The sequence below is a fragment of the Buttiauxella sp. B2 genome (genome assembly GCF_006376615.1).
In the GTDB taxonomy this organism is placed as follows: Bacteria; Pseudomonadota; Gammaproteobacteria; order Enterobacterales; family Enterobacteriaceae; genus Buttiauxella.
The window spans coordinates 111,781-129,970 of record NZ_VEXQ01000005.1 but is presented as its reverse complement, the minus strand read 5'-3'; the positions used below and the strand labels follow the sequence as shown (position 1 = coordinate 129,970).

General features: G+C 47.7%; 16 protein-coding genes and 1 other RNA gene. 13 read left to right on the top strand and 4 right to left on the bottom strand.

The genetic code is table 11. The annotated features are described in order from the left end of the window. The first annotated feature begins 455 nt into the window (after window positions 1-455). From tdcA to FH968_RS08315, 8 genes are all read left to right on the top strand, one after another. Window positions 456-1,394: a transcriptional regulator TdcA gene (gene tdcA / locus FH968_RS08350; RefSeq protein ID WP_139878685.1), complete on the top strand. Its 939-nt coding sequence runs from the start codon at window positions 456-458 to the stop codon at window positions 1,392-1,394. Window positions 1,395-1,496: 102 nt separating this feature from the next. Then, window positions 1,497-2,486, top strand: a complete 990-nt coding sequence (gene tdcB / locus FH968_RS08345; protein ID WP_139878684.1) for a bifunctional threonine ammonia-lyase/L-serine ammonia-lyase TdcB — start codon at window positions 1,497-1,499, stop codon at window positions 2,484-2,486. A 147-nt stretch (window positions 2,487-2,633) separates the two neighbouring features. Next, complete coding sequence (tdcC, locus tag FH968_RS08340) at window positions 2,634-3,965, top strand: threonine/serine transporter TdcC (protein ID WP_139878683.1); 1,332 nt, start codon at window positions 2,634-2,636, stop codon at window positions 3,963-3,965. Window positions 3,966-4,001: 36 nt separating this feature from the next. Further along, the gene (gene tdcD, locus FH968_RS08335) at window positions 4,002-5,210 is read left to right on the top strand and encodes a propionate kinase (protein WP_139878682.1); all 1,209 of its coding nucleotides are present in this window, start codon (window positions 4,002-4,004) and stop codon (window positions 5,208-5,210) included. A gap of 154 nt (window positions 5,211-5,364) precedes the next feature. Beyond that, a complete protein-coding gene (gene pflB / locus FH968_RS08330) occupies window positions 5,365-7,659 on the top strand; it encodes a formate C-acetyltransferase (RefSeq protein WP_139878681.1) in 2,295 nt (764 codons plus the stop codon). 171 nt (window positions 7,660-7,830) lie between these two features. Continuing rightward, entirely contained in the window at window positions 7,831-8,691 is an 861-nt protein-coding gene (gene mscS, locus FH968_RS08325) for a small-conductance mechanosensitive channel MscS (protein ID WP_139878680.1), read from the top strand. A gap of 133 nt (window positions 8,692-8,824) precedes the next feature. Further along, window positions 8,825-9,460, top strand: coding sequence for an arginine exporter ArgO (gene argO, locus FH968_RS08320; protein WP_139878679.1), 636 nt, complete (start codon window positions 8,825-8,827; stop codon window positions 9,458-9,460). A gap of 108 nt (window positions 9,461-9,568) precedes the next feature. Further along, the gene (locus tag FH968_RS08315; protein WP_139878678.1) at window positions 9,569-10,300 is read left to right on the top strand and encodes an oxidative stress defense protein; all 732 of its coding nucleotides are present in this window, start codon (window positions 9,569-9,571) and stop codon (window positions 10,298-10,300) included. Between the two features lie 60 nt (window positions 10,301-10,360). On the opposite strand, the gene argP is transcribed toward FH968_RS08315, so the two are convergent. Then, a complete protein-coding gene (gene argP, locus FH968_RS08310) occupies window positions 10,361-11,260 on the bottom strand; it encodes a DNA-binding transcriptional regulator ArgP (protein WP_139878677.1) in 900 nt (299 codons plus the stop codon). A gap of 165 nt (window positions 11,261-11,425) precedes the next feature. Here argP and rpiA point away from each other — a divergent pair, with 165 nt between their 5' ends. Together rpiA and serA are read left to right on the top strand one after the other, a co-directional pair. Then, window positions 11,426-12,085 carry a ribose-5-phosphate isomerase RpiA gene (gene rpiA / locus FH968_RS08305; protein ID WP_139878676.1) on the top strand — a complete coding sequence of 220 codons (660 nt, stop codon included), beginning with the start codon at window positions 11,426-11,428 and terminating at the stop codon, window positions 12,083-12,085. 281 nt (window positions 12,086-12,366) lie between these two features. Continuing rightward, window positions 12,367-13,605 (top strand): phosphoglycerate dehydrogenase, encoded by a 1,239-nt coding sequence (serA, locus tag FH968_RS08300; RefSeq protein ID WP_139878675.1) that lies wholly within the window; start codon window positions 12,367-12,369, stop codon window positions 13,603-13,605. A 46-nt stretch (window positions 13,606-13,651) separates the two neighbouring features. Here serA and FH968_RS08295 read toward each other — a convergent pair whose 3' ends face one another. The 3 genes from FH968_RS08295 to zapA form a co-directional block, all read right to left on the bottom strand. Then, window positions 13,652-14,248, bottom strand: a complete 597-nt coding sequence (locus FH968_RS08295; RefSeq protein ID WP_139878674.1) for a 5-formyltetrahydrofolate cyclo-ligase — start codon at window positions 14,246-14,248, stop codon at window positions 13,652-13,654. 25 nt (window positions 14,249-14,273) lie between these two features. Continuing rightward, window positions 14,274-14,457: non-coding RNA, 6S RNA (gene ssrS, locus FH968_RS08290), on the bottom strand. A 41-nt stretch (window positions 14,458-14,498) separates the two neighbouring features. Further along, complete coding sequence (zapA, locus tag FH968_RS08285) at window positions 14,499-14,828, bottom strand: cell division protein ZapA (protein WP_139878673.1); 330 nt, start codon at window positions 14,826-14,828, stop codon at window positions 14,499-14,501. Window positions 14,829-14,993: 165 nt separating this feature from the next. On the opposite strand from zapA, the gene FH968_RS08280 reads away from it, so the two are divergent. The 3 genes from FH968_RS08280 to ubiH are packed head-to-tail and all read left to right on the top strand — an operon-like array spanning window position 14,994 to window position 18,088. After that, window positions 14,994-15,572, top strand: a complete 579-nt coding sequence (locus tag FH968_RS08280) for a YecA family protein (RefSeq protein ID WP_139878672.1) — start codon at window positions 14,994-14,996, stop codon at window positions 15,570-15,572. A 24-nt stretch (window positions 15,573-15,596) separates the two neighbouring features. Next, entirely contained in the window at window positions 15,597-16,913 is a 1,317-nt protein-coding gene (gene pepP / locus FH968_RS08275; protein ID WP_139878671.1) for a Xaa-Pro aminopeptidase, read from the top strand. Then, window positions 16,910-18,088, top strand: coding sequence for a 2-octaprenyl-6-methoxyphenyl hydroxylase (gene ubiH / locus FH968_RS08270; RefSeq protein WP_139878670.1), 1,179 nt, complete (start codon window positions 16,910-16,912; stop codon window positions 18,086-18,088). The genes pepP and ubiH overlap by 4 nt, the downstream gene beginning before the upstream one ends. The last annotated feature ends 102 nt before the right edge of the window (window positions 18,089-18,190 follow it).

The window sequence follows — 18,190 nt, the reverse complement described above, 5'->3', positions numbered from 1 at the left end:
AATCGTTTTATCTCTATATTTTAAAGTGAAATTCCGCAGCTGGTTTGTTATTTATTTTCTGAATAATTCTTGGGTTAAGTTCATTAATTAATCAAAATGCAACGTCGGAATTATTAATTATTGTTTAAAAATAACAAAAATAGTTATGGTTTTATTTGATTTCCCTAAGATAAATATTCTCTTGCTATTATAAAAAACAGTATAAACAGCGGGTTATTATTGGTTATATGATTAAATTATCTCCATAACTTAATTTTATCAGAGCATTCAAGGTTGATACTGGTCATGTTAACGGTAGATTGTGTTTTTATAACTTATTGTTTTTAAAGGTTTTATTTTATTTTTTTGTTTTTCATGCAATTAGCTTTCGAGTATTTGTGAGTCAAGCCACATAACATCTGCTATGCAATTCGTTATGATCTTCTGCATGGAAAGTTACTTGGGTGCAGAGCTTCATGGATAATAATACGTTACCAAAAACACAACATCTGATGGTATTCCAGGAAGTTGTCAGAAGTGGCTCATTTGGTTCTGCGGCAAAACAACTTGGTCTTTCCCAACCGGCAATCAGCAAGATTATTAGCGAGATGGAAACCTATTTTGGCTTAGAACTTATCATTAGAAAAAATACCGGTGTAAAATTGACTGAAGCGGGTAAAGTTCTACTGACTCACTCTGAATCTATCACCCGTGAATTGAGGAATCTGTGCAGCGAAATGAATCGTATGACCGGCAATAGTGTGGTCGACGTATCATTTGGTTATCCCTCTCTGATTGGCTTTACTTTTTTGCCTGGCATGATGAAAGAATTCAAAGAGCTCTTCCCTCAGGCTCAGGTTTCTATGTTTGAAGCTCAACTCTCTTCTTTCTTACCTGCAATCCGCGATGGGCGCCTGGATTTTGCTATAGGGACATTGAGCGATGAAATGCTGCTACAAGATCTCCATATTGAACAGTTGTTTGAATCAGAGTTTATTCTGGTGGCAAACCGGACACGGGTAATCAAAGGAACGACAACCCTAAACGCACTAAGCCATGAGCAATGGGTGTTGCCGCAAACAGAAATGGGATATTACAGCGAGCTTCTTACCACACTGCAAAAAAACAATATCAAAAGCGAAAATATTGTTAAAACAGATTCTGTAGTGACGATTTATAATCTTGTTCTTAATGCAGGTTTCCTGACGGTTATTCCCCGAGATATGGTTTCCCCATTCGGTTCAAACCAATTCATTAAAATTCCTGTTAAAGATAAATTACCTGTAGCTCGCTATGCTGCCGTGTGGTCTAAAAACTATCGAATTAACCGATCTGCCGCAACATTAGTCGAGTTAGCAAAAAAACATTCGCTACGAAGCCAGTTTCAATTTAATAAATTAACTGAGGTCGCTTAGCTTAGTTTAGTTAACGACAATGCATATAATTTATTTAAGATGATTATTTAAATAAATAGTCATCTCCCCTATATTTATTTTATTTTTAATGCAGAGGTCTACATGCATATCGACTATGAACTTCCTGTTACTATTATTGATGTTCTTGAAGCGAAAAAAAGACTTACTGGATATATTTATAAAACAGGCATGCCTCGATCTAATTATCTGAGCGAATGCTGTAAGGGTGAAATATTTCTGAAGTTTGAAAACATGCAGCGCACAGGTTCATTTAAAATACGCGGTGCTTTTAATAAACTCAGTTCTTTAACTGAAGAAGAGAGAAAAAAAGGTGTGGTTGCTTGTTCCGCAGGTAACCATGCGCAGGGTGTTTCGCTCTCCTGTGCCATCCTGGGAATCAATGGCAAGGTTGTGATGCCAAATGGTGCACCTAAATCCAAAGTCGCTGCCACTACCGACTACTCTGCACAGGTTGTGATGCATGGTGATAACTTCAACGACACCATTGCCAAAGTTAGCGAAATTGTTGAGATGGAAGGGCGCATCTTCATCCCACCGTATGACGATGAAAAAGTTATTGCCGGGCAAGGCACTATTGGCCTCGAAATTCTTGAAGATTTATATGATGTGGATAACGTTATTGTTCCTATTGGTGGCGGTGGTTTAATTGCTGGTATTGCTCTGGCCATTAAATCAATCAACCCGACAATCAATATTATCGGTGTTCAGGCAGAAAACGTACACGGCATGGCCTCATCTTTTTATAAAGGTGAGTTAATGGCACATCGTACTACTGGTACTTTAGCCGATGGTTGTGATGTTTCTCGCCCTGGCAGACTCACTTTTGAAATAGTGAAGAAACTCGTTACCGAAATTGTTTTAGTCAGCGAAGATGATATTCGCAATAGTATGGTGGCACTTATCCAACGTAATAAAGTGGTCACTGAAGGTGCTGGTGCATTAGCGACTGCGGCATTATTAAGCGGCAAGTTGGATCATTACATTAAAGGGCGCAAGACGGTAAGTATTATCTCCGGTGGGAATATTGATCTCTCTCGTGTTTCGCAAATCACAGGCTCAGCGGATATTTGATATATTCGTAATATTTCAAGTTGCATGTGTGTTGGTTGCTTGCGCTCACCCAGTCACTTACTTTAGTAATTTCTGGGTGATAACTCCTTTGCCGCCTTCCTGAAACTCGAATTAGTTAGAATATAAAATTACTTAAGGAATTTAATTATGAGTAATATAGATACCACTCTTATTGGCCAAGAAGTAACATCGCAATGGCGTAAATCTGATACGACCTGGACACTCGGTTTATTTGGTACGGCCATTGGTGCTGGAGTTTTATTTTTCCCAATACGTGCAGGTTACGGCGGTTTAGTTCCAATATTGATTATGCTGTTCCTCGCTTTCCCAATTGCATTCTATTGCCACCGGGCTCTGGCGCGTTTGTGTCTTTCCGGCAGCAACCCTTCAGGAAACATCACTGAAACGGTAGAAGAGCATTTCGGTAAGACTGGCGGCGTGGTCATTACTTTCCTGTATTTTTTCGCCATCTGCCCTTTGTTGTGGATTTATGGCGTCACGATAACGAATACGTTCATGACTTTCTGGGAGAACCAACTCCAGCTCATGCCGCTTAACCGTGGTGTGGTGGCACTCTTCTTGTTGCTGTTGATGGCTTTTGTTATCTACTTCGGCAAGGATCTGATGGTCAAGGTCATGAGCTATCTGGTATTCCCATTCATTGCCTGCCTAATCTTGATTTCAGTGTCACTGGTCCCTTACTGGAACTCCGCGGTTGTCGAACAGGTGAGTCTGAGTGATATTTCGTTCACCGGAAGTGACGGTATTCTGGTGACGGTATGGCTGGGTATTTCTATTATGGTCTTCTCCTTTAACTTCTCGCCGATTGTCTCTTCCTTTGTCGTTTCCAAGCGTGAAGAGTACGAGAAGGACTTTGGCCGACAGTTTACTGAAGATAAATGTTCGAAAATCATTTCCCGCGCCAGCATGTTGATGGTTGCCGTTGTGATGTTCTTTGCCTTTAGCTGTCTGTTCACACTTTCCCCGCAGAATATGGCCGAAGCTAAAGCGCAGAACATCCCTGTGCTCTCTTATCTGGCGAACCACTTCTCGTCGATGTCGGGTGAAAAATCGACTTTTGCGACGACGCTGGAATATGGCGCGTCGATCATTGCTCTGGTGGCTATTTTCAAATCCTTCTTCGGCCACTATCTTGGCACGCTGGAAGGGCTTAATGGACTTATCCTCAAATTTGGCTATAAGGGCGATAAAACCAAAGTTTCTGGCGGAAAACTCAACCTCATTAGTATGGTCTTCATCATGGGATCAACCTGGGTTGTGGCATACGCCAATCCGAACATTCTTGATTTAATTGAAGCTATGGGTGCACCGATTATTGCATCATTGCTTTGCTTGCTGCCGATGTATGCAATTCGCAAAACCCCTGCACTGGCGAAATATAAAGGTAGACCTGAGAACATTTTTGTCACCGTCATTGGTTTGCTGACCATTCTTAATATTGTCTACAAGTTACTCTAATTATTTCGATTTACTCAGGATGAGTGGAATTTAAAAATGAATGATTACCCTGTGGTTTTGACGATTAACTGTGGTTCTTCTTCGGTAAAGTTTTCAGTTTTAGATGCAGAAACTTGCGATGTTCTTTTATCCGGAATATGTGAAGGCATTAATACTGACCTTGCATTTTTAACCGTTAACGATGGAGAGCCAGTTATTCTGGCTCGCCAGAATTATGAAGATGCACTGAGTGCAATATCCTCTGAACTGGAAAAAAGAAACTTAATTGAAAGTGTTGCTTTTGTCGGTCATCGTATTGCACATGGCGGTTCTTTATTTAGTGAGTCGGCATTAATTACGGATGAAGTAATAGAACAAATTAGGCAGGTTTCACCGTTGGCCCCACTGCACAATTATGCCAATTTGCATGGGGTGGAATCTGCGCGGCTACGTTTCCCTGACGTTCCACAAGTTGCAGTATTTGATACAAGCTTCCACCAGACCTTGAAGCCAGAAGCTTATCTGTATGGTTTGCCATATCGTTATTTCGAAGAGTATGGCGTACGCCGCTATGGATTCCATGGTACTTCGCATCGCTATGTTGCTCAGCAGGCATGTGAGTTATTAAGCCTGGATGTAGAAAATTCAGGGTTAGTGATTGCTCACTTAGGAAATGGGGCTTCAGTGTGTGCTGTGCAAAATGGCGAAAGTGTCGATACATCAATGGGCATGACGCCGCTCGAAGGCTTGATCATGGGCACACGTTGCGGTGATGTGGATTTTGGAGCGATGGCCTGGCTTGCCCGTCAAACGGGACAATCTATCGATGACCTTGAACAGGTGGTAAATAAAGAGTCCGGGTTACTGGGGCTTTCAGGTTTGTCTTCAGATTTACGCACTCTGGAAAAAGCCTGGCACAGCGACGATGTGCGTGCGCAATTGGCAATAAAAACTTTTGTTCATCGTATTGTCCGAACCATTGGTGCACATGCGGCTTCGTTGGACCGTTTTGATGGCGTTATTTTTACCGGAGGTATTGGCGAGAATTCAATACTCATTCGCCAACTTGTTACCGAACGCCTGTACGTATTTGGTTTTAAACTGGATGTTAATAGAAACAATCAGCCCAACCGCATAGGTGAGCGAATAATTTCAGCTGATAACTCACCGAGAGTCTGTGCTGTGATTCCTACTAACGAAGAAAAAATGATTGCACTTGATGCCCTGCACTTAGGTAAAGAATGCCGATTTGCGGAATACGCCTGAATTATACCCGCCATATTTCAAGTTGCAGAGGTATTAAGTTCACTAACAAACTCCAGTCATTTATTACAGTGAGTGACTGGAGATTTGTTTCCTTGCTCCCTACCTGCAACTCGAATTATTTAGGGTGTATACATATTTACAGAAGGACGAAGTAATGAACGTGGATATTGATATTACCAACGATAATTATTCCCATGCCTGGCAGCAATTTTCGGGCGATGAATGGAAAAAGAAAATTAATGTTCGGGATTTTATCCAGCAGAACTATACGCCATATGAAGGTGATGAATCATTTTTAGCCGGAGCAACGGCGGCAACTACAAAACTGTGGGAAAAGGTGATGGAGGGTATTCGTATTGAAAATGCCACCCATGCGCCTGTAGATTTCGACACCAATATTGCCACGACCATCACCGCACATGCGCCGGGTTATATCCTCAAAGAGCATGAAAAGATTGTAGGTTTGCAAACGGATAAACCGTTGAAGCGCGCTCTGCATCCTTATGGTGGTATCAATATGATCAAAAGCTCGTTTGAAGCTTATGGTCGAGAAATGGATCCAGACTTCGAATACCAGTTTACCTCGTTGCGTAAGACACATAACCAGGGCGTATTTGATGTTTATTCACCGGATATTCTGCGCTGCCGTAAATCGGGAGTACTGACTGGCTTACCGGATGGTTACGGACGCGGTCGCATTATCGGCGATTATCGCCGTGTGGCACTCTATGGGATAACGTATCTGGTTCGCGAACGTGAATTGCAGTTTGCCGATCTACAAGGCCAACTTGAGCGCGGTGAAGATCTTGAAGCTGTTATCCGCCTGCGTGAAGAGTTGTCTGAGCATCGCCGCGCTTTGCTGCAAATTCAGGAGATGGCAGCGAACTATGGTTTTGATATTTCGCGGCCGGCACGTAATGCCCAGGAAGCGGTGCAATGGCTCTATTTTGCGTACCTGGCCGCAGTGAAATCACAAAATGGTGGGGCGATGTCACTCGGGCGCACCACAGCCTTTATCGACATTTATATCGAACGCGATCTAAAAGCAGGCTTGCTGACGGAGCAACAGGCACAAGAGTTGGTCGATCATTTCATTATGAAGATCCGTATGGTGCGTTTCCTGCGTACGCCTGAGTTCGACTCACTTTTCTCCGGCGATCCTATCTGGGCGACAGAAGTTATCGGTGGAATGGGGCTCGACGGGCGCACTCTGGTCACCAAAAATGCCTTCCGCTATCTGAATACGCTTTACACCATGGGACCTGCACCGGAGCCGAACCTGACCATTCTCTGGTCGGAAGCGTTACCGAAGCCGTTCAAAGTCTATGCGGCGAAAGTTTCCATTGAAACATCGTCACTGCAATATGAAAACGACGACCTGATGCGCAGCGATTTTGACAGCGATGACTATGCAATTGCCTGCTGTGTTAGCCCAATGGTTATCGGTAAACAGATGCAGTTCTTTGGCGCGCGTGCCAACCTGGCAAAAACGCTTTTGTACTGCATCAACGGTGGCATGGATGAAAAACTAAAAATCCAGGTCGGGCCAAAAATGCCAATGTTGCTTGATGATGTGCTTGATTATGACAAGGTGATGAATAGCCTCGACCATTTTATGGATTGGCTGGCGAAGCAATATATTACTGCGCTGAATCTCATCCACTACATGCACGACAAATACAGCTACGAAGCCTCGTTGATGGCACTGCACGATAGAGATGTTTATCGCACTATGGCGTGCGGCATTGCCGGGTTGTCGGTGGCGGTGGATTCACTTTCCGCAATTAAGTACGCCACGGTGAAACCCGTTCGTGACCAAAACGGTTTGGCGGTTGATTTCGTGATTGAAGGGGATTATCCGCAATACGGTAATAATGATGATCGTGTTGATGCCATTGCCTGTGATTTGGTTGAGCGCTTTATGAAGAAGATCCAGGCGCTGCCAACTTATCGCAATGCGGTGCCGACGCAATCTATCCTGACCATCACATCCAACGTTGTTTATGGCCAAAAAACGGGTAATACACCGGACGGACGCCGTGCCGGAGCGCCTTTTGCGCCGGGGGCAAACCCTATGCATGGAAGGGATCGCAAAGGTGCGGTAGCTTCATTAACGTCAGTTGCCAAACTCCCGTTCAGCTATGCGAAAGACGGTATCTCTTACACCTTCTCTATTGTCCCTGCTGCACTTGGAAGAGATGACGCAGTGCGCCAATTAAATCTGGTTGGCTTGCTGGATGGTTACTTCCATCACGATGTGAGAACCGAAGGTGGGCAACATTTGAATGTGAACGTCATGAACCGAGAAATGCTGCTTGATGCTATCGATAATCCTGAAAACTATCCGACGCTGACGATTCGTGTTTCCGGCTATGCCGTGCGCTTTAATGCTCTAACTCGCGAGCAGCAGCAGGATGTTATCTCCCGCACCTTCACGCACGCTTTGTAGACGATTCCATCCTCATCCTTTGGCCGCTGACACTAGCGGCCTTTTTTATTAGGGCAAACTAAACAATCGGGTCCTGGCACTAGTGTGTTTTTTTGCTTACCCTTTAATAACATGCCATTTTCTTTGGGATGGTTAAATTTTTCCCGTTTGGGTAAGCATAAGGAAGGTTGAATGGAAGATCTTAACGTAGTCGACAGTATCAACAATGCCGGTGGATGGCTGGTGCGCAACCAGGCGCTACTGCTGAGCTATGCAGTCAACATTGTGGCGGCGATAGCTATTATTATCGTCGGGATGATCGTGGCTCGCGTAGTATCCAATGCCCTCAATCGTGTGATGGTTGCTCGTAGTATTGATGCAACTGTAGCTGATTTCCTTTCTGCTCTTGTGCGTTATGGCATCATCGCCTTCACGTTGATTGCCGCGCTGGGGCGTGTGGGCGTACAAACCGCATCAGTCATCGCTGTTTTGGGCGCCGCAGGTTTAGCTATCGGTTTGGCGTTGCAAGGTTCGCTGTCCAACCTGGCAGCAGGCGTGTTGCTTGTTACTTTCCGCCCGTTCAAAGCAGGGGAGTATGTGGATCTCGGCGGTATTGCAGGTTCGGTTCTTAACGTGCAGATCTTCTCTACCACGTTACGCACACTGGACGGCAAAATTGTTGTGGTGCCAAACGGTAAAATTATCGCGGGCAATATCATTAACTTCTCCCGCGAACCGGTGCGCCGCAATGATTTCGTTATTGGCGTGTCGTACGATTCAGATATCGACCAGGTTAAAAAAATCCTGACCGACATCGTTACCAGCGATGAGCGAGTGCTGAAAGACCGCGATATTACGGTGCGTCTTAATGAACTTGGCCCTTCAGCAATTTATTTTGTGGTGCGTGCCTGGAGCAACAGTAGCGACCTGCAAAACGTCTACTGGGATGTGCTGGAAAGCATTAAAAGAGAGTTTGATGCTCAAGGGATCAGCTTCCCTTATCCGCAGATGGATGTGAATTTCAAACGAGTTAAAGAACCTGCGCAAAACTGATTTACAGGGCCAGCTTCGGCTGGCTCTTTCATTATTAGTAATACTAATAAACCATTAAAATTATCCATTTCCTCTAATAATTTTTCCCTATTACACTCTTCCTCAATTGCTAAACATTGAAGAGTGAATCATCGTGTTATCTTATTATTTTCAAGGTCTTACTTTGGGTGCCGCGCTAATTCTGCCACTAGGCCCGCAAAACGCCTTTGTCATGAATCAGGGCATACGCCGTCAATACCATCTGATGATCGCTTCTCTTTGTGCATTAAGCGATTTGTTGCTAATTTGCGGCGGAATATTTGGTGGTAGTGCGCTTCTGATGCAGTCGCCATGGTTGCTCGCGATCGTGACCTGGGGCGGAGTGGCATTTTTGCTGTGGTACGGCTGGGGTGCGCTGCGTACAGCGATGAGCAGCAGTGTGGAACTGGCTTCCGCGGAAGTTATGAAGCAAGGGCGCTGGAAGATTATCGCCACCGTGCTGGCTGTGACGTGGCTTAATCCGCATGTTTATCTTGATACCTTTGTGGTTTTAGGAAGTCTTGGCGGGCAGCTCGCAGATGAACCAAAACGTTGGTTTGCTTTAGGTACAGCCAGTGCTTCTATCCTCTGGTTCTACGGCCTGGCATTACTGGCAGCATGGCTTGCACCGCGTCTGCGGACCGCGAAAGCCCAGCGCATTATTAACGGCGTAGTCGGGGTAGTAATGTGGTTTATCGCATTGCAACTCGCGGCGGATGGTGTTCGCCATATCACTGCACTGATGGGTTAATTAGCCTAAATCCGATAGACAAGTTACCATTCCAGGCTAAGCTTGCTGCCAGACGTCCGTGTATTTTACGGGCGTAATGACAGTGGAATGTAGCATGGAGGATTTACAGTGAAGTTTAAAACCCTGGCATTAGCCGCTTTAGTGGGATTAGGTTCGGTTCCGGCATTGGCCGATGAGTTGCCAAATGGCCCGCATGTTGTGACATCCGGCACCGCAAGCGTGGATGCTATTCCTGACATTGCCACGCTCGCTATCGAAGTCAATGTGTCTGCCAAAGATGCGGCATCAGCCAAAAAGCAAGCTGACGATCGTGTCGCACAGTATCTGACATTCTTGCAGCAAAGTGGTGTCGAGAAGAAAGACATTAATGCCGCTAACCTGCGCACTCAACCAGAATATGAATACCTGAAAGACGGCAAAACGCAGCTGAAAGGCTATCGTGCCGTGCGTCAGGTTGATGTCACGCTGCGCAAGCTAGACAAAATGAACGAGTTGCTTGATGGGGCCTTGAAAGCAGGTCTTAACGAAATTCGTTCCGTTTCGCTGGGTGTAGCAAATCCAGAGCAATACAAAGACAAAGCGCGTAAAGCCGCCATCGACGATGCAACGCGTCAGGCGAAACTATTAGCCGAAGGCTTTAGCAGCAAGCTGGGGCCAGTTTATAGCGTGCGGTATCATGTCTCTAACTATCAGCCAGCGCCAATGGTGCGGATGATGAAAGCGGATGCAGCGCCACCAGTTTCTGCCCAGGATACTTATGATCAGCAGACCATCCAGTTTGATGATCAGGTTGATGTAGTGTTTGAGCTGGAACGTGCACAGGCTCAGGCAGCACAATAATTTATTGGACGGGTCAGCCCGGCAAAAAAAAAGCCCGCTTATTATTCAGCGGGCTTTTTATTATTCAGCATCCTGTCGTAAAACTCTGTGCCCGTACTCTAGCAGCGCGTCCGTTACGTTACGCATCATGCGGCTTTCTGGCGCAAAGCGGTGCCAGTACAACATCCGGCGCTGCATCAGCCCTGGGGTCAGGTCGATTAATTCACCGTTTTTCAGTTCTCGTTCTATTTGCAGATGCGGGATCATGCAGCATGTTGTGCCCTGGCGGGCCAATTGCACAAAGGCTTCTGACGAGTTAACGATATGGCACGGTACGCTGCCCGGGGACAAATCGAAGTTCTGCTGTAAGAACGCCTGGTGCATGTCGTCAAGATGGTCGAACGCTACGGCGGGCGCTTTTAGCAATGCAGAGCGTGTGACGCCATTCGGGAAATAACGAGCGGCAAAATCTTTAGAACCAACAAACAGATAATCCAAAGCGCCAAGCCGGTCGACCAAACAACTAGGCAACGGCTGTGGCTGAATAGATACCGCGCCAACCACTTCACCGCGGCGCAGGCGTTCCTGAGTTCGGGTTTCATCTTCAACCTGAAGATTCAGGCGGATAGGGGAATCGGCAAGTACAGGGGCTAATGCTGGCAGCAACCAGGTTGCGAGACTATCGGCGTTCACAGCTAGTGACAGCAACAGAGGTGTGGAGCCAGTTTGTTCGTCGCCCAGCCACTCTTCTTCAAGCAATTCGACCTGACGCAATAATGCCAGCAACTTTTGCCCTTGCTCGGTTGGACGCGGTGGTACCGTGCGCACTAACAATGGCTGGCCGAACATATTTTCCAGTTGCTTGATGCGTTGTGAAACCGCTGATTGAGTAATGCAGAGCTTTTGCGCTGCGCGCTCAAATCCTCGTTCACGAATCACAGCATCCAGCGCCTGTAGCGTTCTATAGTCCGGGCGTTTCATTATTGTTAGCTAACTCCTGTTTTTATTATGTCAGCACTATGACATAAATTTGCAGTCGATCCAGACCAAATCCACAAAGATCGGATGAGTTCTGCCATTCCCTGGGACAACCTCGCGGGGCTTGCACTATAATGCGCGTCAGTTTTCACAGCACAGGCAAAAACCATGACGCAGGATGAACTGAAAAAAGCAGTCGGCTGGGCAGCATTACAATACGTGCAGCCGGGCACTATCGTTGGTGTGGGTACCGGCTCAACCGCCGCGCACTTTATTGATGCTCTCGGGACTATCAAACATCAGATTGATGGCGCCGTTTCTAGCTCCGACGCTTCCACCGCCAAACTGAAAAGCCTTGGCATCACTGTTTATGATCTCAACGAAGTCGATTCTCTCGGAATCTACGTTGATGGCGCAGATGAGATCAACGGCCAGATGCAAATGATCAAAGGCGGTGGTGCTGCACTCACGCGCGAGAAAATCATCGCATCTGTGGCGGAAAAGTTTATTTGTATCGCCGATTCATCCAAGCAGGTCGATATTCTGGGTAATTTCCCGCTGCCTGTAGAAGTAATTCCAATGGCGCGTAGCTGTGTGGCTCGCGAACTGGTCAAACTTGGCGGTCGTCCGGAATATCGCCAGGGTATCGTGACCGATAACGGCAACATCATTCTGGATGTCTATGGCCTGAGCATCATCAACCCGATTGCGCTGGAAAATACGATTAACGGCCTGCCAGGTGTGGTTACTGTGGGTCTGTTTGCCAACCGAGGTGCGGATGTTGCGCTGATTGGTACGGCTGATGGCGTGAAAACTATTGTAAAATGATCTGACTGGGGCGTAGTACGCGCCCCAGATTCCGCATAAAAAATGACAAAATAATCTAACGGCAAATTTGGTGACATATGTCACATTCTTAACAACGGCCTGTTGTTCATTCCTGGTTCTCTCTCCTGATTGGTATTTTGTGCTGCCTATAGCGGCTTATTCCGTTTGGGATGAAATGACTGCGCAATCGTTTATATTGCCCCGCCCGTAATTTTTGATATTTTGGCAGAAGGGTGTCTTATCACACAGCACAACATCAGTTCTAAAAATAGGGTCGGGAAATGGCAAAAGTATCACTGGATAAAGACAAGATTAAATTCCTGCTGGTGGAAGGTGTACACCAGAAAGCCGTGGAGAATCTTCGCGCAGCAGGCTACACCAACATCGAATACCATAAAGGCGCGCTGGACAGCGACGCACTGAAAGAGTCGATCCGTGATGCGCATTTCATCGGTCTGCGTTCCCGTACCAATCTCACTGAAGATGTTATGGCGGCAGCTGAAAAGCTGGTTGCTGTGGGCTGTTTCTGCATTGGTACTAACCAGGTTGATCTGGATGCTGCGGCTAAACGCGGCGTGCCAGTATTTAATGCTCCGTTCTCCAACACGCGTTCTGTTGCTGAGCTGGTTATCGGCCAGCTATTACTACTGATTCGTGGTGTACCAGAAGCTAACGCGAAAGCACACCGTGGCGTGTGGAATAAGCTGGCGGTGGGTTCTTATGAAGCGCGCGGCAAAAAACTTGGCATCATAGGTTATGGCCATATCGGGACTCAGTTGGGGATTTTGGCTGAAGCTCTGGGCATGAATGTCTTTTTCTACGATATCGAAAACAAACTACCGTTGGGTAATGCAACTCAGGTGCAACATCTGTCCGATTTGCTCAATATGAGCGATGTGGTCAGCCTGCATGTCCCTGAAAATGCATCCACTAAGAATATGATTGGTGCCAATGAGCTGGCACTAATGAAGCCTGGCGCGCTGTTGATCAACGACGCGCGTGGCACCGTCGTGGATATTCCGGCACTGTGTGATGCGCTGGCTCGTAAACATCTGGCGGGTGCGGCAATCGACGTATTCCCAACAGAACCTGCAACCAACAGTGATCCGTTTACGTCTCCATTGTGTGAGTTTGATAACGTGATCCTGACTCCACACATTGGTGGTTCAACTCAGGAAGCGCAGGAAAATATCGGCCTGGAAGTGGCTGGCAAGCTGGCGAAATACTCCGATAACGGTTCTACCTTGTCAGCAGTGAATTTCCCTGAGGTTTCCCTGCCACTGCACGGTGGAAGCACCAGTCGTCTGCTGCACATTCACGAAAACCGCCCGGGTATTTTGACCGCACTGAACCAGATTTTTGCCGAGCAGGGCATCAACATCGCCGCACAGTATCTGCAAACCACTGCGCATATGGGTTATGTGGTCATCGATGTGGATGCTGAAGAAGATGTTGCTGAAGCTGCGTTGAAATCGATGAAAGCGATTCCGGGTACTATTCGCGCTCGTTTGCTTTACTGATAGTTCAATAAACACCGGCCTTCTCCCTCGGTCGAGGGGGAGGGTATTACCATTCCCAAGTCCGTGAAGGTGTTACTACCGCAGGCAAGGGAATATCCCACTCTTCGGCAGGCAACGTTGGTACATGCTGGCAATCATGCGCTAGTCCGACAGGCCATAAACCGTGCTGCTGCCAGTTCTGCAATGTGCGATCGTAGAAACCGCCACCCATTCCTAGCCTCTGCCCTTGTTCATCAAACGCCACTAACGGCGTGATAAGCACATCTAGTTTATCCAGCGGCAATACGTCGCGGACATCAAGTTTAGGCTCAAGGATTTTCAGGCGATTCATCACCAGATGGCTGTTTTCGGTATAGTGTAGAAACAGCAAATTGCCCTTGCTGAAAGGGTGAAGCACCGGAAGATAAACGGCTTTGCCTGCTTGCCATAACGCGCGGATTAACGGCGTGGTATCCAGTTCACCATCAAAAGACAAAAACAATGCGACTGTAGCGGCTTTCACCACTGGCTCATAAGCGAGCATGCGTTCAGCGGCAAGTTCAGCGAAATGGCATTGTTCATCGAACGTGAGTTTGCGGCGACGTTGCCGAATCTGTTGTCGGATTTCCTGGCGAAGCGATGGGATTAACTGAGTTTTCGTCATGATGATGACTGATTGGTAGAAAGAGGGAATCTCCGAGATGCCGCCGCAGGCTGTAACCCTTGAACCCTTGGTTCAAGGTGAATGCAGCGTCAAAATCATCAGGCTTCTCGGACGGACCGAGCATGCACACAGACTCTGGAGCACCACATTCTGGTGGTATTAAATATCGGCTCAGGGGACGGGCCCGCTTGCAAACATCTCAGAGAAATTTGGTCTTCAAAGTCACTCTACCATAGGTAACTGTGAAGTGTTATTCAAAATTTGGACCCTGTCTTTCTGTTATGCGACCTTGCTCAAGCAACGCTTGTTCGATGGTCTGCTGTAACATTCGAATTCGCTCTTCCATGTTGGCTGCGTAGTCACGGGTCTTCGATTTTTCCTGAGCTAACTCATAGCAAATGTTCAATGCTGCGATGAAAACTAACTGCTCAGTATTTGTGACTCTAGTGCGAACTTTTAAATCTTGCAACCGCTGATTAAGCTCTTCAGCTGCAAGGTTTAGTGCATCCTGTTGTTCAGGCGGACAATTCACGCGCAATGAACGACCGAATATTTGGATATCGACTGGTTGTGCAGACATGCCACCTTCCTGCTGTTAACTCGCCAGCCTTCGTTAACCGTACCTGGTAACGAAAGGGGCGTCACTATAGCTATCCCGAAATGAAGATACAAGCCCTTTCTGGTGCCTTGAGGTCCCTGGTGGTAGCATAACATGAACTATCCCTGCCAACGATGGCGAATGCGCATGTCAATACAAAACACGATGCCGGACTACGACCTAGTAGGCCAACTATTGAACCAACAAGGTGTGGGCCTAACGTCCGCAGAAATGCACGGCTTAATCAGTGGCATGCTATGTGGTGGCAACAAAGACACCAGTTGGCAACCGTTGCTACACGATCTGACCAACGAAGGATTGGCCTTTGGTCAAAACCTTGCCGACACTTTGCGCCAAATGCACAGTGCGACATCTGATTCGCTCGAAGATGACGGCTTTCTGTTCCAGCTTTACCTGCCAGATGGTGATGATGTTTCGGTGTTTGACCGTGCTGATGCACTGGCAGGCTGGGTAAACCACTTCCTGCTGGGTCTGGGCGTAACCCAACCTAAGCTTGATAAAGTCACTGGCGAAACCGGTGAAGCTATCGACGATTTGCGTAATATTGCGCAGTTGGGTTACGACGAAGACGAAGATCAAGAAGAGCTGGAAATGTCGCTCGAGGAGATTGTCGAGTATGTTCGTGTAGCCGCGTTACTTTGCCACGACACCTTCACGCGTCCCGTTCCGACAGCGCCAGAAGTGCGCAAACCAACACTACACTAAAAATAATAAGCTTCAGGAGGTGTAATGAATCAGCACGAATTTCGCCGTCGCCGTCAGGCGTTGTTGGCCAAAATGGCTCCGGCAAGCGCCGCGCTCATTTTTGCCGCTCCCGAGGCAATACGCAGTGCAGATAGCGAATACCCGTATCGCCAAAATAGCGATTTCTGGTATTTCACCGGTTTTAACGAACCTGAAGCCGTATTGGTGTTGGTTAAAAGCGACGAAACACATAACCACAGCGTTCTATTTAACCGTCTGCGCGACAAAACAGCGGAAATCTGGTTTGGTCGCCGTCTTGGTCAGGAAGCTGCACCAGAAAAACTAGGCGTTGATCGTGCGCTGGCGTTCTCCGAAATCGGCGAACAGCTACATCAATTGCTGAATGGTCTTGATGTTGTGTATCACGCGCAAGGCGAATACGTTTATGCAGACAGCATCGTTTTTGCCGCTCTTGATAAACTTCGCCGTGGATCACGCCAGAATCTTAAGGCACCTGCGACGCTGACTGACTGGCGTCCATGGGTTCACGAGCTGCGTTTATTTAAGTCCGAAGAAGAAATCATCGCTTTGCGTCGCGCCGGGGAAATCACCGCACTTGCGCATACACGTGCGATGGAAAAGTGCCGCCCGGGCATGTTTGAATACCAACTGGAAGGCGAAATTCTTCACGAATTTAACCGTCATGGGGCGCGTTTCCCATCTTACAATACCATTGTAGGCAGTGGCGAAAACGGCTGTATTTTGCATTACACCGAAAACGAAAGCCAAATGCGTGATGGTGATTTGGTGTTAATCGACGCGGGTTGTGAATACAAAGGCTATGCCGGTGACATCACCCGCACCTTCCCGGTAAACGGTAAATTCACGGTGCCACAGCGTGCGATTTACGACATCGTACTCGAATCACTCGAAAACTCGCTCCAACTCTACCGCCCTGGCACCTCAATGCAGGAAGTTACCGCGCAAGTGGTACGCATTATGGTTACTGGTCTGGTTAAGCTCGGTATTCTCCACGGTGACGTTGACAAACTTATTGCCGAAAACGCTCATCGCCCGTTCTTTATGCATGGCCTGAGCCACTGGCTGGGGTTGGATGTGCATGACGTAGGCGCGTACGGCCCGGATCGTTCACGCGTGCTTGAACCTGGAATGGTTATCACCGTTGAGCCAGGTTTGTATATTGCCCCAGATGCGGATGTGCCTGCCGAGTATCGCGGGATCGGTATTCGTATTGAGGACGATATTCTGATCACTGCCGACGGTAACGAAAACCTGACTGCAAGCGTGGTGAAGTCCGCGGACCATATCGAAGCATTAATGGCGGCGGCTCGTCAGCTATGAGCGTGATTATTGTCGGTGGTGGCATGGCCGGAGCAACACTTGCGCTGGCGATATCACATTTAACCAATGGAAAACTGCCGGTTCATTTGATTGAGGCGGCGTCCCCTGAATCTGCGGCACATCCTGGTTTTGATGCCCGCGCTATAGCCATTGCTCAAGGAACTTGCCAGCAATTAACGCGTATTGGCGTATGGCCGGCTATTAAAGACTGCGCGACTGCCATCACTACTGTTCATGCCAGCGATCGCGGGCATGCGGGTTTTGTCACGCTGGACGCGCAGGATTACCAGATTCCTGCGTTAGGTCAGGTGGTAGAACTGCATGATGTCGGAATGCGACTATTTGCCTTGCTACGTAAAACCCCGGGTGTGGCTGTACATTGCCCACAGCGCGTCTCCTCGTTTACGCGTGAAACGGATAAAGTCAGCGTCCAGCTTGATAACGGTGAGCTCATTGAAGGCAAGTTGCTGGTGGCAGCTGATGGTTCGCGTTCGCCGCTTGCCGCGCAGTGTGGCATGACCTGGCAGCAACAGGATTACCGCCAGGTTGCCATTATTGCCAACGTCACTACCTCAGAACCTCACAACGGGCGGGCGTTTGAACGTTTTACCGAACATGGTCCGTTAGCAATGTTGCCAATGTCTGATGGGCGCTGTTCATTGGTGTGGTGCCATCCGCAGGAAGCTCAGGTTGATATTTCTCAGTGGGACGATGAACGTTTCTGCAATGAATTGCAGCGTGCATTTGGCTGGCGGCTTGGGAGGATCACGCATACAGGCGCTCGAGCACAATATCCTCTGTCGTTGACTACGGCTTCACAGTCGGTATCACATCGCGTTGCATTGGTAGGGAATGCGGCACAAACCCTTCATCCTATTGCCGGGCAGGGCTTCAACCTTGGCTTGCGAGATGTCATGTCGCTTGCTGAAAATTTGGCAGCAGCACACGCGGCATCTCAGGATATTGGCAGTTATGCCATTTTGGCCGGCTACCAGCAACGCCGTAGTGAAGATAAAAATGCCACCATTGGCGTGACAGATGGCTTAGTTCAGTTGTTTGCGAACCGTTGGGCTCCGCTGGTTGTGGGGCGCAATCTTGGGCTGATGGCGATGGAATATTTTACCCCAGCACGTGATGTGTTGGCACAGCGTACCCTCGGTTGGGTTGCGCGTTAAAATCTGCCTCCAGCCTTATTTATTTGCCATTTTGTCTCCGGAATGTGCTCAAAATCCTCACGTACTTTAGTACGCTCCGGTTTTTCCGCGCATTTCGGAACA

Coding starts and splice junctions, on each gene's coding strand:
- argP (WP_139878677.1), bottom strand. CDS start 11,260: ATGAAACGCCCGGACTATAGAACGCTACAGGCGCTGGATGCTGTGATT.
- tdcD (WP_139878682.1), top strand. CDS start 4,002: ATGAATGATTACCCTGTGGTTTTGACGATTAACTGTGGTTCTTCTTCG.
- FH968_RS08295 (WP_139878674.1), bottom strand. CDS start 14,248: ATGACGAAAACTCAGTTAATCCCATCGCTTCGCCAGGAAATCCGACAA.
- tdcB (WP_139878684.1), top strand. CDS start 1,497: ATGCATATCGACTATGAACTTCCTGTTACTATTATTGATGTTCTTGAA.
- ubiH (WP_139878670.1), top strand. CDS start 16,910: ATGAGCGTGATTATTGTCGGTGGTGGCATGGCCGGAGCAACACTTGCG.
- FH968_RS08280 (WP_139878672.1), top strand. CDS start 14,994: ATGTCAATACAAAACACGATGCCGGACTACGACCTAGTAGGCCAACTA.
- pflB (WP_139878681.1), top strand. CDS start 5,365: ATGAACGTGGATATTGATATTACCAACGATAATTATTCCCATGCCTGG.
- tdcA (WP_139878685.1), top strand. CDS start 456: ATGGATAATAATACGTTACCAAAAACACAACATCTGATGGTATTCCAG.
- pepP (WP_139878671.1), top strand. CDS start 15,597: ATGAATCAGCACGAATTTCGCCGTCGCCGTCAGGCGTTGTTGGCCAAA.
- rpiA (WP_139878676.1), top strand. CDS start 11,426: ATGACGCAGGATGAACTGAAAAAAGCAGTCGGCTGGGCAGCATTACAA.
- serA (WP_139878675.1), top strand. CDS start 12,367: ATGGCAAAAGTATCACTGGATAAAGACAAGATTAAATTCCTGCTGGTG.
- mscS (WP_139878680.1), top strand. CDS start 7,831: ATGGAAGATCTTAACGTAGTCGACAGTATCAACAATGCCGGTGGATGG.
- zapA (WP_139878673.1), bottom strand. CDS start 14,828: ATGTCTGCACAACCAGTCGATATCCAAATATTCGGTCGTTCATTGCGC.
- tdcC (WP_139878683.1), top strand. CDS start 2,634: ATGAGTAATATAGATACCACTCTTATTGGCCAAGAAGTAACATCGCAA.